The following is a 20,731-nucleotide window of genomic DNA, read 5'->3' as shown; positions in this document are numbered from 1 at the left end:
CATTGCACCTCTGCCAGCGCATACCCAGCCCGAGTTTGCAGCCGACGTCAATCCCGTAACCCCTGTCGCGCGTTGTTGACTGACGCAGCGCAACCTGCAGACCCAGTAAGCTGCGCAACGCGAATCTACGCCGGAGAGGGCCTTGCATGCACACCATCCACATCCGAATGACTTCACACACATGGCTGGCACTCGCCTGCGCAGCACTTGTGCCAGCCGCACAGGCGCAAACGGCGCCTGCTGCCACTGTCCTGACCGAGGCATGGCAGCAATGTGCTGCCACCACCGACAATGCCACACGCCTGGCCTGCTTTGATACCTGGGCGCGCCAGCAGCAACCGCTGACCCCGCCGCCAGCCACCAGCTGGCAGGCGCCAGCTGCATCAGCCCAGCAACAGACACCTGCGGCACTCACACAGGCTGCCAATGCGCCCATGGTGCAAGCTGACGTGGTCGCTGACCCAGGACTGGTGCCCACCAACGGCGGGTGCCGTGACCCGCGTTACAGCGAAATGTCCCGCTTTTTTGAACTGGAAACAGGCACAGACTGCGGCACTTTCTCCTTCCGTGGCTACAAGCCACTTTCGGTTGCCGTGATCACCGCCGACACCGTCAACACACAGCCGAGCAGCCCCGGCAAGCCCCCCGCAACGGCACAGAACTACCGTCCGGAAGAGTTGCGCATCCAGCTGTCTGCACGCACCAAAGTCGCATCAGGCCTGCTGACCAACCCCACATCGGGCTTGCAGGATTCTGTCTGGGTGGGCTACACCCAGCAGTCGTACTGGCAGGTGTTCAGCCCCGCCCTCTCGCGCCCATTTCGCACCACCGACCACGAGCCGGAGGTGTTTTACGTCTACCCCACGCAGGCCAAACTGCCCTTTGGCTGGCAGCTGCGCTACAGCGGCATTGGCATGGTGCACCATTCCAACGGGCAAAGCGAACCACTCTCGCGCAGCTGGAACCGCTGGTACCTGATGACCGGAGCCGAGCTGAGCAACCGCTGGCAAGTGCATGCCAAGCTGTGGAAGCGCATGGCAGAAAGCACCCCTGACGATGACAACCCCGGCATTCAGAACTACTGGGGTCGTGGCGAACTCAAGCTGCTTTGGCAGCCCAACGAAAACAACACGCTGGGGCTGACAGCACGCGGCAGCGTGGGCAAAGGCTATGGCTCAGGACGGCTGGAGTGGCTGCGCACCATCGGCCAGGGCTGGAATGGCGGAAAAAGCAATCTGCGTCTGCATGTTCAGCTGTTCAGCGGCTATGGAGAAAGCCTGATCGACTACAACCGCAAGCGAACTTCGCTTTCAGTGGGCTTGAGCCTGCTCGATTTTTAAATCCCCAGCCTGTAAAAAAATATAGCTTCAAGCGCTTGATTCACAAGCGTTTGAAGCTTTTTTGTAGACAATCGTCACCGCACCGCATCAGCGCACTGGCGGTGCTTGTAGCACCCGCGCTCTTGGCGCAGAATCTGCATCACGTTTTGGCAAGCCCAAAGCACTCCCGTGAACTGGCCGTCGCTGTACCGCCATTTCATGTGTTTGGATACCTGGCCCGTCGCAGACAATGCGACACCAAGGATGACCATGAACCTGCAATACCAGCTCAAGGCCGGCAGCTATTACCTGTACGACATGCGCGACACCCCCAGCGCAGTCACAGGCGAGCGCCGCTTTAAGCTCAAAACAGATCTTCTGGCCATCGCCTTTGACAGCTACACCGGGGAAGTGCACCAGCACGGCACCCCCTCACGCATTCAGTCGTGGGCCAGCAACACGCGGCGTCGACTGCGTGCCGCAGGGCTGTGGCAAGAGGCCGAAGACATTGTGGTCATCAGCGGCCCCTTTCCCGTCGAAGAAATCAACAAGTGCCTGTGGATCAAAGGCTACTGCCGACGCTTGTTGCAGCGACTGTCTCAGCTGCCCCACGGCAAGCTCCAGCAACGCCCCGCGCCACAGCACAGCAGCTACAGCAAGACACACAGCGGTGCCAAAAACTGGCAGCGCAAAGCGGCATAAAGCCGCCTTGCTTACGCCGCCTCTGGCTCGGCGTCTGCCTCGTCTGTCGGAACCTCCAGCTCCTCAGGTACACGCACAATCAAGACCGGTTTGCTGCAGCGGTGCAGCACCGCCTTAGAGACAGAGCCCACCAGCACACTCTCTACGGCACCCATACCGCGCGCGCCGAGCATGACCATGTCTGCATTGATCTGCTCTGCCAGGTCCACCAGTGCGGTACCGGGCTCACCGAGCACCACTTCCATGGAGTAACCAACGCCTGCCGCATCCAGCAGCGCAGCGCCTTCGGCCATCAAATGCTCACCCGCAGCGACTGCCGCTGCGGCGATGGCATCGGAGTCATGCGTTGCCAGTTCCAGCAAAGAGGCGGCTTCTTGCACATTCACCAGCGCAATCTCAGCGCGCAAACCGCGCGCGACCAGAGCCAAGGCCTGGCGCACTGCTTCCAGCGACTCTGGGGAGCCATCCACGGCAATCATGATTTGGGTGTACATGGGCGTTTTCCTTGTATGAAGTTCACGTTTGATTCCACTATAGACCACCCCGACTCACGGGCAAGCTCAGCGCAGCCAAGTGCGCTTGAGGGACAATGCAGGCCATCATGCTGCAGTTTGACCTCCTCACCACCGACCCATCCAGCCACGCACGCCGTGGCACCCTGACCCTCAACCATGGCAAGGTGCAAACACCTATCTTCATGCCAGTGGGCACCTATGGCACCGTCAAGGGTGTCATGCCTCGCAGCCTGGAAGAGATGGGGGCGCAGATCATTTTGGGCAACACCTTCCACCTGTGGATGCGCCCGGGACTGGACATCATGAAGACCTTTGGCGGCCTGCATGGTTTTGAGAAGTGGAACAAGCCCATCCTGACCGACTCCGGCGGCTTTCAGGTGTGGAGCCTGGGAGCCATGCGCAAGATCACCGAAGAAGGTGTTCATTTCCAAAGCCCCGTCAACGGCGACAAACTGTTCATGTCGCCCGAAGTGAGCATGCAGATTCAAACGGTGCTGAACTCAGACATCGTCATGCAGCTCGACGAGTGCACACCGTACGAGACCAACGGCCACAAAACCACCGAGGCCGAAGCACGCAAGTCGATGGAAATGAGCCGCCGCTGGGCCAAGCGTTCCAAAGACGAGTTTGAGCGCCTGGAGAACCCCAACGCCCTGTTCGGCATTGTGCAAGGGGGCATGTTCACCAATCTGCGCCAGGAGTCACTGGACGCTTTGGTGGAAATGGATTTCCCCGGCTATGCCGTGGGCGGTGTCTCTGTGGGCGAGCCCAAGGACGAGATGCTGGAGATCATGGCGCACACGCCGCACCTTCTGCCTGCCAACAAGCCTCGCTACCTGATGGGCGTGGGCACTCCAGAAGATCTGGTGCAGGGCGTGGCCGATGGCGTGGACATGTTCGACTGCGTGATGCCCACGCGCAATGCACGCAATGGCACCGTGTTCACCCGCTACGGCGATTTGAAGCTGCGCAACGCACGCCACAAGACCGACCACCAGCCACTGGACACCACCTGCACCTGCCACGCATGCGCAGGTACCAGCGGCGTGAGCTGGGACGACGGCGGGCGCGACGGCTTTAGCCGCGCCTATCTGCACCACCTGGACCGCTGCGGCGAAATGCTGGGCCCCATGCTGACCACCATCCACAACCTGCACTACTACCTGAACCTGATGCAGGAAGTTCGCAATGCGCTGGATGCTGGCAGCTTCACGGCCTTTCGCGCCAAATTCAAAGCAGACCGCGCACGCGGTGTGTAAGCTTTTGCTGGCACACATGCACAACAAAAGCCTCCTTTGGGAGGCTTTTTTTTTGCGCCAAACTTGAACCATTGCAGCACCTGAGCCCCAGTGTCTCCAGAGCGCTTGATGCTCAGCACAAGCGCCCATCCAATGGGAGGTGCATCTTGCGTGCATGTGGAAAACCTGCCTATCCTCGCCTCCCGAAAGATTCTCAGTCTGTGCAGACCACCAATTTTTCTATCAGCAGCAACGAGCCCCCCTTGTGGCACGGGCAACTGGCGTTGGCAGCCTGCATTTTTGCCGCCTGTCTGGCAGGCATCTTCAGTCGCCCCGTCGGTTTTCTGGCATCTTTCTGGCCCGCCAACGCCATCATGCTGGGTCTGCTTTTGCGTCACCCGGCATGGGCACGCAGTGCTAGTACCTGGGCCCTTGCCCTGCTGACCTACATCAGCGCAGACCTGCTGACGGGTGCCAGCGTTTTTGTCGCAGTCATTTTGAACATCGCCAATGTCGCAGGCGTCTGGGTGGGCTGGCTCTTTTTGCACCGGCAATCGTCAGAGGTTTTGCATTTTCAGCGCCAGCGCTCGGTACTGGTGGTGTTCACGGGGTGCCTGCTGGCCTCACTGAGCTGCATGGCTGTGGGTGCCTGGCCAGGCAGCATTGCTTTCAACCTGCCGTTGTGGCGCTCCTTCTTCCTGTGGTTTTCCTCAGAGTTCTACAACTACATCTTGCTGATCCCCGTCTTTCTGGCATCCCCAAAAGGCTGGCTCTGGCAATGGAAGTGCAGCATCACACAACGGTCTTTAGCCAACGTGCTTCCCTTGCTGGCGCTGCTCGTGAGCGAGGCTATGAGCCTGCTCATTGGCGGCCCCGGGGCGATTGCTTTCATCATGCCTGCCATGGTCTGGTGCGCCATTGCGTACGGCGTATTTCCAACCACAGTGCTCAGCCTGCTGGTCTGCTCATGGAAGGCGGCATCGCTGTTCCTAGCCAGCGACGCCTTCGGCTTTGCCCCCAGTAATTTGATGGAATCGACCTCTTACCGCACAGGGCTGGCGCTGCTTTCTTTGGCCCCTTTGGCTGTCGCCTGTGCCTACTCGCTGCGCACACAGGCGCTGCGCAAGCTCAACCATGCGGTCAATCACGATTTTCTGACGGGCGTGCTGGCACGGCGTGCCTTGATGGAGCGTGGACAAAAACTGCTGACACGTCTGGAAGAGGAAGGCCAGCAAGTTGCCATGCTGATGGTGGATATTGACCACTTCAAGGCCGTCAACGACCGCTATAGTCACTCTCAGGGCGACGTGGTGCTGCAGGAGTTCGCCGTTCTCGCTCGCGATGCGCTGCGCCCCGAAGATTTGATCGGGCGCATGGGCGGAGAAGAATTTGCCATCATGCTCCCGCGCACCACCCACGACCAGGCCTTGCTGGTAGGTCAGCGCCTGTGCGAGCGCTTGCGTGAGCACGTCTTTCCGCTGCCCAATCAGGACCAGATGCGCATCACGCTCAGCGTTGGCATGCATTCGGTCTCTTGCATTGGCCCGCAAGACAGCATGGAGCATTTGCTGTCCAAGGCCGACGAGGCGCTGTATGTGGCCAAGAACAGCGGGCGCGATCAGGTTCGCCAATATGGTCCGGCACTGGCACCATCAGCCATCTAAAAAGATAGCTTGCATCGCTTTAAATCAAAGGAATTCAATGTGATTTATATCTAAAATCACCTATAGGCAAGCGATGCTCGCTCATTTTTCAAGTTTTACGTTCTTCTAGCGATGTGGCTGGCGCGTGGGTGCCACAGCTGAAACAGAACTTGGCAAACGTGCTCTTGCGCGCATTGCAGGCGGTACATGGCTCAAACAGGCCAATGCCGCAGTGGGGGCAGAAATCGGTCACCCCATCTTTCAGATCCACAGGACGCTCACAGCCGGGGCACACCCCTTTGCTCAGGTGCGTCCAGGCTTTGTCATAAGTCATCTGCGTGCGCCGCTCGCTGGCAGGCAAGGCTTCTGCCTGCCGCTGGCGCTCCAGGTAGCGCTGCAACGCCACAATGGCCCAGCGCCCTATCAGCACGGTCAGCACAATGCCCACGGCATAGCGCACGTAGCCGCCATAGCTGGGCAGATAAGGCACCAGCTCGACAAAGAAGGCAAACAGCGCAAAAAAGATAAAACCCCATACAAAGGGCCACCATGTGCTTTTGCGCTTTTTCACAAACAACCAGCCAGCCAGAGCCAGCAAAGGCAAGGTGATGGCCAGACGGTACAGAAACACGCGCAGCTCTTGGGCACGCTCTGCCTTGTTAAGCCGCTCGTGTGCATCACGTTCGATCTCGCCGAGCGTGTTGCTGACACGCTGCGCCTGCTGGCGGGTGTTGAGCAAAATCTGCTCCTGATCTTGCAGCTGCTGCTGGGCTTTGCGCTCTAACGCGCGCAACTGCTCAAGCTCTTGCGTGCGGCGAATGACGTCGGGGTCTTGCTCGCTACGCTGTGTGGCAGAGCGTGTGGCAATCCAGCTGTTGAAGTTATCGCGTGCGGCCTGCGTGTCACTGCGCGCCTTTTGCCACTGCAACTGCGCCTGATCGCGCGCCTCTATGGTTTTACGCTGCACGCTATGCAAAGCTTCTTGCTCAAGGCGCAGAGGCTGCACTGTGGATAGATCCAGAAAATCATCCAGCTCCAGCCGCTGCTCTACCTGCGGCAGATCGTCCACCACGGCAGAACCCAAGCCAATCAGAAAGCTGGCAAAAACCAGTGCTACCACCCACAGTCCACGCTGGAACCACTTTTCCGACAATCGCAAAGACTTCGCCATTTCTTATTTCCTCCACATCTTGGTGTGCATTATGCGGATGGGGTATGAATGCGCCCCAAACTGCGCAGCACCCAGTTTTTACTGCGCCGCAGGTATTGCGGATCGCGCCAGCACATCAGGGCCACAAACACCGCATTGGCCACACCCATGCTCAAGAACAGCTGCGGCACATTCAACCCCGCTGCCAGCAAGCCACCTGCCAGCACGGCAGAAGAGACCATGAACAGGGCGTTCAAAATATTGTTGGCAGCAATGATGCGCGCACGGTGTGTCACTGGGCTGCGTTGCTGAATCAGTGCATACAAAGGCACGCTGTAAACACCGGCTGCCAGAGACAAGCCGAATAAATCCAGCAGCACATGCCAGCGCCCCGGAGCATGGATAAATGCGCTCAGCGTCAAAACGTGCGTGACCGCAGACAGGCCTTCCAATGTCCACCACAGATCAATGGCAAACACCGTCATCCCCAGCGCACCGATAGGCACCAGCCCCGGCTCCACACGCCCTCGTGAGAGCGATTCACACAGCAATGCCCCCGTACCTACCCCCAGTGAGAAAACCACCAGCAGCAATGCTGCCACCTGCTCATTGCCATGCAGCACCTCTTTGGCCAGCACCGGGAACTCCGCCAGAAACACTGCGCCGAAAAACCACATCCAGCTGATGCCCAGTACCGCGCGAAACACCAGACCATCGGTACGGGCCAAACGCAGATTGGCCATGGTTTCTGACCATGGATTCCAGTTCATGCGCTGCACCACTTCGGGCTTGGCCTGGTTGGGAATCGAGCGGGACGTCCAGCACCCGACCAGCGCCAGACACAGGCAGGCAATCGCCACGTGCACGCGCCCCACTTCAGGGGTCGCAATCAAAACACCACCCACCATGTTGCCCAGCAAGATGGCCACAAAAGTGCCCATCTCCACCATGCCATTGCCGCCTGTCAGCTCTGAGGGCTTGAGCACCTGCGGCAAATAGGCGAACTTGGCCGGGCCAAAGAACGTGGAGTGCACACCCATGCCCACCAGACACACCAGCAACAATGCAGGCCATTGCATGACAAAGCCCAGCAAGGCGGTGGCCATGATGGCTACCTCACAGTCTTTCACCCGTCGCATGAGCACGGCTTTGTCCATCCGGTCTGCCAGCTGGCCGGCTGTGGCCGACAGCAGCACGAAAGGCAGGATGAATAAAGCGCCAATCACCAGCCCCGCAACCGAGGCAGGCAGCCAGCCCACCTGCAACTGGTAGGTCACTAAAACCGTCAACGCAAACTTGAACATGTTGTCGTTTGCGGCCCCCAGAAACTGGGTGGCAAAAAAAGGGCCAAATCGCCGCTGACGCAGCAGCCCAAACTGCGGGGTGTGATCACTCATGACAAAGCCTGAAGTGGCTGGGTAAAAACAAGCAACTGTGCACTCAAATGCTGCACCTGACCGGCATCAATTTCATGGGTTGACGAAAAACCCAGCAAAGGTACCGGTCCCAAGGCATGGCGAATCCATTGCAGCTCTGCATCCACCCGAGGACTGCGCGGTAATAACTGGCGCTGCTGGTTGCGAATATAGACCGCCCCACAAATGCTGCGTCCACTCGCTGCCACAGGCTCGCTATCCAGCCAGGTCTGGGCCACAGGTGCTGTCAGAGACTCCCACAGCTCAGCACAAGCACGCCGCATATCCGCTCGTGCGGCCAGCGCATCAGGCTGGCAAATGGTCAAAGACTGCCCCTGAACCGGTGTGCCTTCCAGAACAATGGTCTGGCGCCATGGATTCACACCCGCCACACGCACAACCCGGGCATCAGAGGCCAGACACCCCCCCTGCACATAGCGACCAGAGGGCGTTGTGGCCAGCAAGGTGTTCTGTACCTTGCGCCAGAGCGCCTCAATGTTCGGGTGCTGCTGTGCCAGCACTTCACCCCAGTTCATATCGCCAAAAAACACCTCCAATGCAGGCTGCCCATCCAGCTCCAGCACGGTATCGCCCTCTACCCGGGTCATGGTGTGGGTGGCACCGACAGGCTTGCACCCCTGCATGCCCACGGTCAGACAGTCCACATTGGCAGAAAAGGCCACACCGGACAAACCACCCATCTGAATGCCTCCATGGCCGCCTCCCATGCTGGAGGGCGTGCCCCCTGCAACGCGTGCGCCCCAGGACCACTGCTTGTGCTCATGGCTCAAATGGCACAGACCGCCAACCAGTGCATCGCAACCCATGTGCTGCCCCAAGGCGTGCACCTGCTGCCCGATGCTAGGCCAAGAAGCATCCCCATGAATCAATGCCGAGTGCGGAGTAAATGCACCCTGGTGCCAGGGCGCAATGCCAGAAAAAACCTGGTAATCCTGCGTATTGAGGTACGGCAGCATGACCGCAATGGCTCCGGTGTGCCCATAGTCCATGTCGCCTGCCAGCACCGAATGGGCCGCACACCCCACCCAGTGCTGCACTTCAGGAAAGGCTTTGGAGAGCGTAGCCACAATCTCGCCCGCATGCTCGGCATACGAGGCTGAGACATACACCAGCCCCAGACTTGCTGGAGTTTGCAGATTTTGCATGCTGATTTGCGCACCCAGCTGCACCACCACTTGCCTGACAGCGTGTGGCCACAGCGGGTGTCCAGCATGGGCACAGGGGAAAAACGGCATCAAGCGACGACTCCTTTGCGCATGCATGGCGTGCGCGACGCTTCTCCGGCAGGAGGCTGGAAACGATCAGCGCGCTCGTGTCTTGCTGGCAGTTGATTTTTTAGCCGCAGCACCCTTGTTTTTGGCGGCCGCAGAGACCGGTTTCTTGTCAGAAGGCACCGCTTTCTTCGCTGGCGCGCTGCGCTTGACAGCCGCTTTCTTGGCCGGCACCGCCTTGCTGGGTGCCGCCTTGCTGGGCGCTGCCTTCGCTGCCCCCGATGCTGCCTTGGCAGGTTGCACCTGCGCTACCGCTTTGCGTACCATGTCGCCAGCCGTTTTCACCGCAGTCTTGGCAAACTCTGAACCCATCTGCGTTGCCTTGGCCATGGCTTGCTGCTGCGCGGGGTCTTGCATTGCCTGCTGCGCAATATGCTGAAACTGCTGCGTCAGCGCGCCCCACCATTGCATGGCCGTGGCCATGTTGGCTGCCTGCGCTGCCGAATCTGGCGCTGCACCTGCTGCTTCGGTCTTTGGCGTTTCTGGCTTGGGGGCCTCTGGCTCAGGCGCTGCTGATGGCTGGGCTGGGGGTTCTGCTGCAGGCTGTGCTGCACCCGACAGGGGCCAGCCCGACAGATGGCTGGCCGCGTCCGCTGGAGCTACTGCCGCCGCTGCGCCGGCCGCGAAAGGAAATGCTTTGGCCAGATCAGTCAGATTGACGTTCATGCCTTTGAGCGTAGACAGCGTCATCTTCTGCACCTGCAGCGCCTGCACCGTGGCGCTCAGTGCGCGGTTGTTTTGCTCCAACCAGAACTGCACAGCCTTGAGCTCTTCAATGCGCTTGTCGATTTCTTCTACGCTCATGGTGGGTGCCACCCAGTGCGAAAAAGAAGGCATGGCTGCAGGAGGCTGCCCGGCTGTGCCGAGGTTTTGCAGAAAATCAAAACCCGGGATGAATTTGCCAAAGCCAAAAGCCGATGAATCGCTCATACCTACCTCCTGCACTAAGCCAGAAAAAAGCCCGGGCACCAAGATACCCGGGCTGCTTATGACAAGCTTAATGCACAAGTGCTCACGCCTTGCAGCGCACGTACATCTTGTGACTTTTGTGCTTAATGCCCGTGCCCGTTCCCATGTCCATGCGCTGGAGCCGTGGACTTGCCTGGCTGCCCGGTAGCTGGGGCTGTGCGCTTGACGGGCACTTGCAGGTGCAGCCGCGACGTAGCGCCCTTGGCGTCCTGAAAAACCAAGGTCACAGGCACGTCAGAGCCATCTTTCAAAGGCGCTTTGAGCTGCTGGAACATCAAGTGGTATCCACCGGGCTTGAGCTCCACCATCTGCCCCTCGGGCAGCTCCAGCGCGTCGATCTGGCGCATGCGCATCACATCGCCGTCCATCTTCATTTCATGGATTTCACCCGAAGCGGCAACGGGTGTCTCTACCCCTACCAGCCGCAATGGCTCTCGTGCCGTCAATTGCATAAAGGCCCCTGAGGCATGCTGCCCCGTGACGCTGGCACGCGCCCATGCGTTGTCTGCCTGCACATGGGCAGCATCTGGGTGGGCCCACGCAGGGGCGACAAAGCAAGCGCTGAGCAGCGCGCAGGACAGCCATGTTGTTGTCTTAGACATCACAAAATTCTTTCAAAAAATCCAACACCCGCAGTGCACATCTTGCACCGCACATTCATGCAAAGAAAGTGTGTCTAGACAGGTGGTCCGCGAGCCGGTGGCCACTGTCCAGGCATGGCCATGTGCGCAGTTGCCACTGGCTCTGGCGGCACCAGCTGCGGCGCTGCATGCTGCGGGCTGCTGTGCACCCCGGGCGGTGGTGCCAGCACCGGCAAGCACAAAGGGCAATCGATCAAATGGTGCAGTGCACCAGCGTCGCCATGCTCTGCGTGCGCCACTGGATTGGGCGCCCATTGCGGAACAACCTCGCCAGAGCACAGGCGCTCGACCCCTTGGGCAGCCATGTGCGCACGTGCCAGCGGTGCCCATACCCCTGCCGCAACCACGCACAGCCACAGCGCCAGCACACCAGTGATGGTGCGGCGCGACAGGTGCGAAGCGGGCAAAAAAAGCATGGAGGGCATTTTAGATACAGCGGGCAAAGCGCATGAAAACATCACCCCATGCTTTCCATGCAATCCGTCTTCAGCTCCGCCTCCCTCCAAACTGGAAGCGCTCATTTCAGGAGTGCAACTCCCCTTGCAGGAATCGCAGCAGCCCGCTGGCACGGCGCGTCGGGCTGGCAATGGCGGTGCTCAGCAATCCGGGGCGCTCCGCCATCAGCGTGAAATGCTCCCGTGCCCGGGTGATACCGGTATAGACCAGTTCACGCCCAAGCACGCCGCCCGCATGTGCAGACAGCACCAGCGCCGTATGTTCAAACTCGGAGCCTTGGCTTTTGTGCACCGTCATGGCAAAGGCCGTCTCAACATGCGCCAGACGCGCCACGCTCACAGAGCGCAAGTCATCGCCCTGCAGGAAATACACCCGCAAAGGATTGCCAGCCGCCGCACTGGGCAAGGCCATGCCGATGTCACCGTTGAACACACCCAGTGCGGCATCGTTGCGCATGACCATCACAGGACGCCCCGCGTACCACTCCCCTTCTGGCGCAATCACGCCTTGCGCACGCAAGGCACTGACAATGGACTGGTTCAGGCCTGCCACGCCCCACGCACCTTCACGCACCGCACACAGCAAGCGAAAGCGGTCAAACGCCTGCAACACATCGCACACCCAGCGGTGGTGGACCGCCTCTATCTCTGCACCGTTTTTCACATCCGCCCAGCGTTGCAATGCCTCCACATAGGCCCCATAGCCCGGAGCATCACCGCGCCCTAGCAAAGCCAGTGCATGCACTGCGGGCAGGTATCCGTCCTGGCGCAGCGCAATGCGCGCGCGTTCTCCGTGTTGCGTCACATCGTCTTGCAGCACTTGCAGGCTGTCTGCCGCATCGCCTGCGTTCACCGCCATGGCCAGGGCTGCAATCGGCCCATCAAAACGGCGGCTGGCACGCAGCATTACCGTGTGTTGCGCCAACGCAGGGGCGGCGCCCAGTGCATGAAAACTCTGCGGAATCGTTTCACCAGCCACGCGCTCCACAAAACCCAGCGTGGCCGTGCCATAGCGCCCAGCCGCTGCGTCGCGGCACAGGTCACCCAAAACTGCCCCCGCCTCCACCGATGCCAGCTGGTCTTTGTCGCCCAGCAAAATCAGCCGCGCATTGGGAGGCAACGCCTCCAGCAGTGCGGACATCATCTCCAGATGCACCATGGAGGCCTCATCCACGATCAGCACATCCACATCCAGCGGTCGCCCTGCGTGGTAGCCCCAGTGCCGCGTGCCAGGGCGTGCGCCCAGCAGTGAATGCAAGGTACGTGCTGCCCCCACGCGTTGCACCAGCGCAGGCAGATTCAGCGCGGAGCCCACGCTGACCTGCAAGTGCTGCAAAGCAGATTCAATCGACTGCTTCAGCCTTGCCGCCGCTTTGCCCGTGGGCGCCGCCAGTGCCACGCGCAGCTGATCGGCATTCGGCGTAGTGGCAAACAGCAAGGCCAGCAACCGGGCCGCAGTGTAGGTTTTACCGGTACCAGGGCCACCCGTAATGACCGAAAAATGCCCGCGCAGCGCCAAGGCACATGCCACCTTCTGCCAGTTACAAGCATCTGGTGTGGCTGGAAAAAACTTGTCCAGCCACTGCCGTGCCGAAGGTTCATCCAGTGCCACGGTGGGTGCCTGACTGCGCTGCAGAATGTGCGCTGCCACCATGCGCTCATAGTCCCAGTAGCGGCGCAGGTACAGCAGCGGCTGTGGCGTACCCGATGCGGCCAGCACCAAAGGCTGTGCATGGTCAGCCTGCAACCCCACGTCACGCACCAGGGCACTGGCTTGCAAGGCCTGCAACCAATCGTCCAAACGTAATGGCAATTGCGTCCACAGTGCCTGCAATGCCGGCAGCTCTTGCGCCTCCCAGCCCAGCACTGCATTCGGGGTATGCACCAGATCGGCCAGAGGCAGGCAGCTGTAACCACGCCCTTCCATGTGTGCCAGCAGCGTGACCGCCACCACAGCACAGGGTGCGATATGTGGATCTTGCTCGTGCACCCATGCTGCCAGCGCCACATCCAGCCGACGCAGCACACCGGCATCTGCCCAGTGGCGCAGTAAATCCAGCGTATCGGCTGTGCAAAGGGTTTGTGCCTGCTCCACTGCAGCGGCAAACAAATCCAGCGTATCGGTATCTCGCGCGCGCTTGCGGATCATGCACTCACCTCTTGCAACAAATCTTCCAGGGCCTGCAGCAAAGGCAGTACAGGCGGTACGGTGTGTATGGCATGCGCGGCACCATCCATGCCTCGCAAAAAGAAGTAGAGCGCTCCCCCCAGGTGCTCATCGGGGGCATAGGCTGCGCCCATGCGGCTTTGCAGCAATCGGTGCAGTGCCAGCATGTACAAGGCAGCCTGTACGTCATACCGGTGCTGCAGCATGGCTTGCGCCAGGGCTGCGTCGGTATAGGCTGCGGCATCCACACCCAGATGATTGGTTTTGTAATCCATCACCCAGTACCGGCCTTGGTGCTCAAACACCAGGTCTGCAAACCCCATGAGCATGCCGTGCAGGCTGCGCTGCGGCAGGGCAGGCCGGGTTTGGCCGGGCAGGATAAAGGCATGGCACAAGGCATCCACCCGCGCAGCGGGTAGTTGCGCCAGTGGCAGCCAAAACTCCATCTCCGCCAAGCGTGTGGTGATCTGCGCCAGGCTGCAGTCGATGACAGGCAATGGGTGGTGAACCACCGCAGACAGCCATGTCACCACGTCTTGCGCTTCATCGCCACGGCCCGCATGCTCACAGCGGCGCAGCAAACGCTGCGCCAACGGGCCCTGGCCGTCCGCAGACAGGGCAAAGTCTTCACCTTCCAGCCACTCCAGCTGGTCGTGGATGAAGTTGCCCACCAGCTCTCCTCGTTTAAAGCGGTGCCACACGGGTGCATCGGCCTGTGCTTTCAGCAAGCTGGGTTTGGCAGGCAGCAGCTCCAGCGCCATGCGCTCATCATCGGCCGGGCGCAAGGCTGCCACAGGCAGCACTGCGCTGGCTTTGCTGCTGGCTCCGCGCACCAAGGCCGTAAAGCTGCCAATGCCCCAGCTGCGATCAAATTCGCCGTCATAAGCGGCCGGCATATGCAACGGTGTCGCCTGGTCTCGGGCAAGCAGCCTGGTGCTGTCTACCGGCAGCTCCAAGCGCTGCAGCGACATCTGCGGGCATTGCCCCGCCAGTGCCTGCAGCGCACTCCACCACGTGCTGGCTGGCGCTTGTTCACCACCATTGAGCAAATAGCCGCTGGCCCCCTGGTGGTTCACACAGCGGCTGGAACTGCCTTTGCGCAGTGCGCCCAATCCCAGCCACAAGGTGTGACGCGGGCGCGTCAGTGCCACATAGAACAGCCGCAAATCTTCGCGCAGGCGCTCGGCATCTGCCAGTTGCTTGTCTTGCTCGCTGGCGTTGAGCTTCAAAAGCTTGCTGCCATCCGCCTGTGGCAAGCGCACCAGCTCATCGCTATAGGCCCGAAAGTCCGCCGCAAACGGCAAGAACACCACGGGGTATTCCAAACCCTTGCTCTTGTGTACGGTCACCACTTTCACCAGATCGGCATCACTTTCCAGCCGCACGATCTGCTCTTCGACACCGGCACCCGGGTCTTCAATCTGCGTGGCCAGCCAGCGAATCAGCGCTTGCTCGCCTTCCAGTGTGGCACTGGCGTTTTGCAGCAACTCCGCCAAGTGCAGGACGTTGGTCAGACGGCGCTCGCCGCCCATGTCCGCCAGCCAGCGGGCGGGTAGCTGCATACGGTGCAAGCTCTGGCGCAGCATGGCCAGCACTCCCTGTCGCTGCCATACCCCGTGCAAGTGTCGCAATTGCTCGCTGTAGCTGTCAAAGGCTTCGTCATTGGCGGCCAGCCAGGCCAACTCGGGCAGGCTCAAGCCCATCATGCGTGTTGCAAGTGCGGCGCGCACAACCGGCACATCCAGGGGGGATGCAACCGCACGCAGCCACAGCAACAAGTCCTGTGCTTCGTCGCTACCAAATACTGATTCCTGGTCAGACAAATAGACAGAAGCCACGCCACGGCGCTGCAACTGATGGCGCACAGCTGCAGCCTCACGCCCTGTGCGCACCAGTACCGCCATATCGCGTGGGCGCAAACGCTGCAAAGCCTGACCGTCTTGTGCAAATCCCACATCGGGATCATTGAGCCACTGCACCACCTGCTGGGCACATGCCTGCGCCATGTGCTGGCGCAGCAACTCACTGCTCACCGGCTCGCCCTCTGCGTCATGCCACAGTACGTGCATCGCGGGCACCACTTGCCCCTGGTGCACCAGTTGCTCTTTGCGGCCATGAGCACGCACAGGGTCGAACGGCAAGGGGTTGGTGCTTGCTCCCTCTTGCTGCTTGCGGAACATGAAAGCGCCCTGCCCCGGCCGGACTTCTGCCTGCGCAAACCACTGGTTCACCGACTGCACCATTGCATGCGTGGAACGGTAATTCACATCCAGCACATAGTGCCTGCCCTGCGTGGCCTGACGGGCGCGCAGGTAGCTGTAAATATCAGCCCCTCGAAAGCCATAAATAGATTGCTTGGGGTCGCCAATCAGCAGCAACGCACTTTCCGGGTGGTTGTCAGCGGTGCTGTAAATACGGTCAAACAAGCGGTATTGCAGCGGCGAGGTGTCCTGGAATTCATCAATCAGCGCCACCGGGTATTGCGCCAGGATGCTGCTGCGCAAATTGGCCGCATTCTCTGATGACAGTGCCACATCCAGACGTTGCAACATATCGGCAAAACCGAAGGTGCCGGCCTGACGTTTGAGCCACTGCATACGGGCCTGCACTTGTGCCGCCGCGTGCAGACGAATGGCAACAGAAGATGGCGGCAGACGGTCCAGCTCTTGCAGCAACTGCTGCAGCTCGGAAAATTCGGTAGGCAACAGCACGTCCATGGTGGAGCCTTTGCAGGCTTCGGCCATGCCTTGCGGGCTCAGGCGATGGCGTGCAGCTTCTGTCAGCGCCAGGGGCGTGTTCAGCGGGTCTTGCGCCCATGCGCCCAGCGCCTGCAGCCATCCGGTATAGCGCGCGGGCTGCAGCTTGCGCTTGTCCCACAGGTAGGCCTGCCCATCCAGTTGTGCATCCAGCCAATGCTGCAGGCGTTGCGCCTTGTCCGCCCAGCCTTGTGACAAGGTCTGCAGCGTACCCTCGTGGGTTTGCTGCGCTTGCTGTACGCACTGCGCCAAGCTGCCTGCGCCGTGCTGTACATCCACGCTGTCACGGCCCAGGGCCTGCATGTCTTGCAGCAACGCCGACACACCGTTCCAGACATCCAGCACCACCTCCAGCTGCGCACCATTCAAGGGGTAGCACTGCTGGCGCCAGTAGTCATGGCAGGCATCCAGCAAACGCTGACTTTCGTCGCTCTCGAGCACTTCATCAAACAAATTACCGCTGTCAAATGCATGCTCACGCAACATGCGCTGGCACCATGCGTCGATGGTGAAAATGGCAGCATCGTCCATGCACTCCGCCGCCATCGCCAAGCGCCATGCGGCCTGCTCGCGCTGCACACCTTCAGGGTAGGCGTGGATCAGTGCTTGCAAGAAACTGTCGTGCGTGGCCACGGCCTGCTGGCCCCGAAAGCAGGCCACGGCCTCCACCAGCCGCGCCCGAATGCGGTCTGACAGCTCCCGCGTGGCTGCACGTGTGAAGGTCATCACCAAAATATCAGAGGGCATCAAGGCCCTGCCAAAACCGTTGGCGTCCCCATGGCCCAGCACCAGGCGCAGGTACAGCGCGGCAATCGTCCAGGTCTTGCCGGTGCCCGCACTGGCTTCAATCAGGCGGCTGCCATGCAGCGGAAAGCTGGCCGCATCCAGAATCTGGCGCTCACTCATGCCGGAGCTCCTTGCGCCAGATCTTGCGTCCAGTCCACCACCGCGAGGCTGCTGGCACACCAGGCATGCATCGGGGCATACACGGACTGTGCCAACGGTTCAAGCTGACCGTCTTCAGCCAAGGCGGCGTAATCAGGGAACAGGCGCTGCCAGCTCATGTCTTCACACTCTCCACGGTGTTTAAAGCCGCCCTCGTAGGCACTGACGGCAGCATTCAGATCAGACATTGCCAGTGCCAGCCCGGTTTTGGCAGGCAGTGGCAAAGGCTGGTCATGGCCCTGGACCCACAGCTGCAGCAAGGTCTGCAAGGTACTGCGCGCCTCGGCCTCATCCATCGGCTGTACGTGCAGACAGGCATCACGCCCCACCACCATGCCTTGCACCTCAGCGCCGCATGCCGCGGCCACTAGGCTGCGGATATACACGGGCAGCAACCGATCGCGCCGGGGCTGGCGCTTGGCGTCGAGCACATCGCGCGGGTCTATCAACAACCAGATGGGCAGCACGCCCGCCGACTGCGCAGACGGCAACCACAGCTGATCGAGCCAGTCTTGCAGCACAACGTTCTGGTGTGTGAAGTGCAGGCGCTGGCGCTCGGCAGGCAGGGGGTAGTCCGTGCGCAGCTGCTGCCATGTGCGCAAACCCGGCAGCAGGGTAGCTTGCAACTGCTGTGCCTCACGCTCGCCCAGTCCCGCCAATGGCAGGCGTCCTGCACGCTGCAGACTTTGGATGCGGGCCTGCAGCAACTGCGCCGTGGCATCGCCATCGATGTACTGCGTGTTCGGGTGTCTGGGTGCACCATAGCCCTCCCAGTCCGCGACAAATTGCTGCTGCAGCTCTTGCACCAGCCCATAGGCTTGCAGGCCATCGAGCTGAAACACTTCGTCATCGTCCACGACGCTGTCATCTTGCTCAAAGTGCACGCTCAGGCGTTCACGGAAAAACGCCTTGGCAGGGTTGCGCACAAAGGCGGTCAGCTGCGCCACGGTCAAAGGCACTTGCGGATCAGGAACAAAGGCGGGCATCTCGGGCACGGGCGCATTTTGCAAGGCCTGTGCATGGGCAGCACGCCATTCGCTGGCGTAAGTGGTGAGCGGTGCACCCACCTCAAAATAACGGCGGCTGAAAGGCTGCAGTGGATAGCTCCACGTGCGCTCTTGCAGCAAGTCCTGCTCGCCGCGCCAGCCAGCAGCCAGATACTCGCGCAGTTGCGAGACCAGCACCGACGCAGGCTGCTCGCTGTTGTCGCGCACATGGTGGCCCGCCCAGCTGATGTAGAGCGTGCGCCGCGCAGAGAGCACGGCATCCAGCATCAGTTGGCGATCGTGGTCACGGCGGGCACGGTCGCCGGGGCGGTACTGGCCGCTTTGCTGCATCAAATCAAAGTCATTGCGTGCTGCACGGCGGGGATAGTCCCCATCGTTCATACCCAGCAGACACACCACCTCAAACGGAATGGCGCGCATGGGCATGGGGGTGGCAAAAGTCACGCCACCGGCGCGAAAACGCTGCTCCAGCGAAGGCTGCTCCAGCGCTTGCAGCCACGCTTCTTGCGCCACCGCCAAAGGAATGGGCTGGGCGTAGGCGGCCTCCTCACAAGCGCTCTGCCAGCGTGACAAGGATTGCTCCAACCCATCGAGCAAGGCTTGCTCGACCTCATCTTGCGGGTCAAACATGTCCTGTGCCAACTGACGCAATCGCTGCGCCCAGACATCGGGCACCGCCTCCTGCAACGCCTCATTCCACCAGTGCATCAAGCGCTCCAGTACAGCAGCCAGCACACCTGCCAGTTGCGCATCCAGCCCGCCGACCTCGTCATAAGGCTCAATCTCTCCCCATGCTGCGGCCTGCTGCAGGCCTGCCTCTGTCTGCACGCTGCGGCTGCCGCTGGCATAGCCCAGCAACATACGTCGCAAGCCAAACCAGGCGCTGTTGTGCTCGCCACAACTGCCCAACCCCAGACTTTCGCGCTGCTGACTGTTCAAGCCCCAGCGAATGCCTGCGCCCGCCATCCACTGCGTCAGCTGCGGCACATCTTGCGCCGCCAGCCCAAAACGTGCGGCAATGGCAGGTACATCCATCAGGTCACACAGTTCACTCAGGCGGCAGCGCTGCTGGGGCAGACACAGCAGCCATTGCAGCGCCACCACCATGGGGCTGGCGGCGCGGGCGCTCAGGTCGGCAATATCAAAGGGAATGTAGCGGGCATCGGTGCGACCATACTGGCCAAACACCGCACGAATTGACGGTGCCGCTTTCTCGATATCGGGCAGCATGACGATCACATCGCGCGGCTGCAGCGGCACCTGCCCCGCAGCGGCCGGTTGTGCCAGCATGTGCAGCAACTGGTCGTGCAGCACCTCCAGCTCACGCACCAGACTGTGGGTGCTGTGAAAAACGATGGATCCATCACTGGCAGGAATGTGGTGACCAGGCTGGGTGGTACGCGGATGCTCACTGAGCGGCAACAAATCGCGCATGCTGCGCTGCACCTGCTGCAGCAGCGTGCCTTGATCGGCAGGGGTATCGTCGAACAAATCTACACGCGGCCAGATCGAAGCGTTGGCAGTTTCCAGCGTGGTGTCAAACGCGTCGAGCAAGCGCACATAGTCACGGCTTTGCCGGCCCCAGGCCGCCAGCAGCGGGTGTGCATGGGTGTGCATGGATTCCAGCGGTACCGCCGCCAGATCCTGGCCATTTTTAAGAGGCTGGCGCCGACGCTGCATGCGCAGCAGATCGCGCCCATCAATCGCATCCGCCCAGTGGTACCGGCAGGGGTTGGGTACTGCCAGCACCACCTGTGAGTGGCGCGACAGCGCATCCATAAACCCCAGCATGGCCAAGGGCACATGGCTCAGCCCGAACAGCACCACCCGCCGGGGGGTGACCAGCGCACCCGGTGCAGTTTCGCGCAGGCGCTGCAACACCAAAGCTTGCAGTGCCGTGCGTGTAGCGGCTTTTTCAGACTCCGTCAGGTCAGCCAGCACCGCACGCCACAGCTGGGGCTGCCACATCTGGCCAGCGGGGATGGTCTGATCTGGCTTGCCGGTCTGGGGCAGCACGTCGCGCCCGGCTTGCCAGGCATCCAGCCAGTCGCTGCGGTAAATCTGGTACTGGTCAAACAAGTCCGCCAGGCGCTCTGCCAGCTGCAGCAGACGCTCAGGCTCGCCTGGGCGCAAAAAATTGGCAATCGGGGCAAAAGCTGGCGCATGCAGACATGCGGGCAGCAAGCGCATCAGGCGCCAGGTCAGCGGTATTTTTTCGAGCGGAGAAGACGGTGGCACCTCGTGCTTGCCCAGCACCTGTCGGTAGGTGCGCCAGATAAAGCGCGCAGGCAGCTCCACCTTGGCGGCAGCGCACACTCCCAGTTGTTCTGCCATGCGCATCTTGAACCACTCAGCCGTGCCATTGCTTTGCACCAGCACGGTTTCTTGCTCCAGCGGCTCCAGGGGATGGGCTTGCATCCACGCCATCAGCGTGTCAGCCAGTGTTTCGGTGCAGTTGCCGTGCAAGGCCACAAGGCCCGGTGCGATTGAGCTTGCCAAAGAAGCCTCTCCCTGTGG

Annotated in this window: 13 protein-coding genes and 1 pseudogene; 4 read left to right on the top strand and 10 right to left on the bottom strand. The window is 60.9% G+C overall.

All coding sequences use genetic code 11. From position 1 onward, the window contains the following. Positions 1-167 precede the first annotated feature (167 nt). Both H9646_RS04845 and H9646_RS04840 read left to right on the top strand, forming a co-directional pair. Positions 168-1,340, top strand: coding sequence for a phospholipase A (locus tag H9646_RS04845; protein WP_191722194.1), 1,173 nt, complete (start codon positions 168-170; stop codon positions 1,338-1,340). 249 nt (positions 1,341-1,589) lie between these two features. Then, positions 1,590-2,021 (top strand): hypothetical protein, encoded by a 432-nt coding sequence (locus H9646_RS04840; protein WP_191722193.1) that lies wholly within the window; start codon positions 1,590-1,592, stop codon positions 2,019-2,021. Between the two features lie 11 nt (positions 2,022-2,032). Here the strand turns inward: H9646_RS04840 and H9646_RS04835 are convergent, their stop codons facing one another. After that, positions 2,033-2,515, bottom strand: coding sequence for a universal stress protein (locus H9646_RS04835; RefSeq protein WP_191722192.1), 483 nt, complete (start codon positions 2,513-2,515; stop codon positions 2,033-2,035). A gap of 107 nt (positions 2,516-2,622) precedes the next feature. Here H9646_RS04835 and tgt point away from each other — a divergent pair, with 107 nt between their 5' ends. Together tgt and H9646_RS18620 are read left to right on the top strand one after the other, a co-directional pair. After that, positions 2,623-3,795 carry a tRNA guanosine(34) transglycosylase Tgt gene (tgt, locus tag H9646_RS04830; RefSeq protein ID WP_191722191.1) on the top strand — a complete coding sequence of 391 codons (1,173 nt, stop codon included), beginning with the start codon at positions 2,623-2,625 and terminating at the stop codon, positions 3,793-3,795. Positions 3,796-3,995: 200 nt separating this feature from the next. After that, positions 3,996-5,438: a GGDEF domain-containing protein gene (locus H9646_RS18620; RefSeq protein WP_191722190.1), complete on the top strand. Its 1,443-nt coding sequence runs from the start codon at positions 3,996-3,998 to the stop codon at positions 5,436-5,438. An 88-nt stretch (positions 5,439-5,526) separates the two neighbouring features. Here H9646_RS18620 and H9646_RS04820 read toward each other — a convergent pair whose 3' ends face one another. The 9 genes and pseudogenes from H9646_RS04820 to recC all read right to left on the bottom strand — a co-directional run bounded on the left by H9646_RS04820 (position 5,527) and on the right by recC (position 20,713). Then, positions 5,527-6,588, bottom strand: coding sequence for a zinc ribbon domain-containing protein (locus H9646_RS04820; protein WP_191722189.1), 1,062 nt, complete (start codon positions 6,586-6,588; stop codon positions 5,527-5,529). Between the two features lie 65 nt (positions 6,589-6,653). Next, a pseudogene (locus H9646_RS04815) lies at positions 6,654-7,964 on the bottom strand (MFS transporter); the annotation flags it as partial. Next, a complete protein-coding gene (locus tag H9646_RS04810) occupies positions 7,961-9,238 on the bottom strand; it encodes an FIST N-terminal domain-containing protein (RefSeq protein ID WP_191722187.1) in 1,278 nt (425 codons plus the stop codon). The gene H9646_RS04810 and the pseudogene H9646_RS04815, both read right to left, overlap by 4 nt. Before the next feature lie 66 nt (positions 9,239-9,304). Next, positions 9,305-10,204, bottom strand: coding sequence for a PhaM family polyhydroxyalkanoate granule multifunctional regulatory protein (locus tag H9646_RS04805; RefSeq protein ID WP_191722186.1), 900 nt, complete (start codon positions 10,202-10,204; stop codon positions 9,305-9,307). A 122-nt stretch (positions 10,205-10,326) separates the two neighbouring features. Then, a complete protein-coding gene (locus tag H9646_RS04800) occupies positions 10,327-10,845 on the bottom strand; it encodes a copper chaperone PCu(A)C (protein ID WP_191722185.1) in 519 nt (172 codons plus the stop codon). A 74-nt stretch (positions 10,846-10,919) separates the two neighbouring features. Further along, positions 10,920-11,300: a hypothetical protein gene (locus tag H9646_RS04795; RefSeq protein WP_225213979.1), complete on the bottom strand. Its 381-nt coding sequence runs from the start codon at positions 11,298-11,300 to the stop codon at positions 10,920-10,922. A 106-nt stretch (positions 11,301-11,406) separates the two neighbouring features. Next, positions 11,407-13,488: an exodeoxyribonuclease V subunit alpha gene (gene recD / locus H9646_RS04790; RefSeq protein ID WP_191722183.1), complete on the bottom strand. Its 2,082-nt coding sequence runs from the start codon at positions 13,486-13,488 to the stop codon at positions 11,407-11,409. Beyond that, positions 13,485-17,168 carry an exodeoxyribonuclease V subunit beta gene (gene recB / locus H9646_RS04785; RefSeq protein ID WP_191722182.1) on the bottom strand — a complete coding sequence of 1,228 codons (3,684 nt, stop codon included), beginning with the start codon at positions 17,166-17,168 and terminating at the stop codon, positions 13,485-13,487. The genes recD and recB overlap by 4 nt, the downstream gene beginning before the upstream one ends. Then, complete coding sequence (gene recC, locus H9646_RS04780; protein WP_191722181.1) at positions 17,165-20,713, bottom strand: exodeoxyribonuclease V subunit gamma; 3,549 nt, start codon at positions 20,711-20,713, stop codon at positions 17,165-17,167. Before recC ends, recB begins: the two co-directional genes overlap by 4 nt. Positions 20,714-20,731: the final 18 nt, after the last annotated feature.

This window comes from Comamonas avium (genome assembly GCF_014836675.1).
GTDB lineage: Bacteria > Pseudomonadota > Gammaproteobacteria > Burkholderiales > Burkholderiaceae_C > Comamonas > Comamonas avium.
This window is presented reverse-complemented; position numbering and strand designations above follow the sequence as displayed.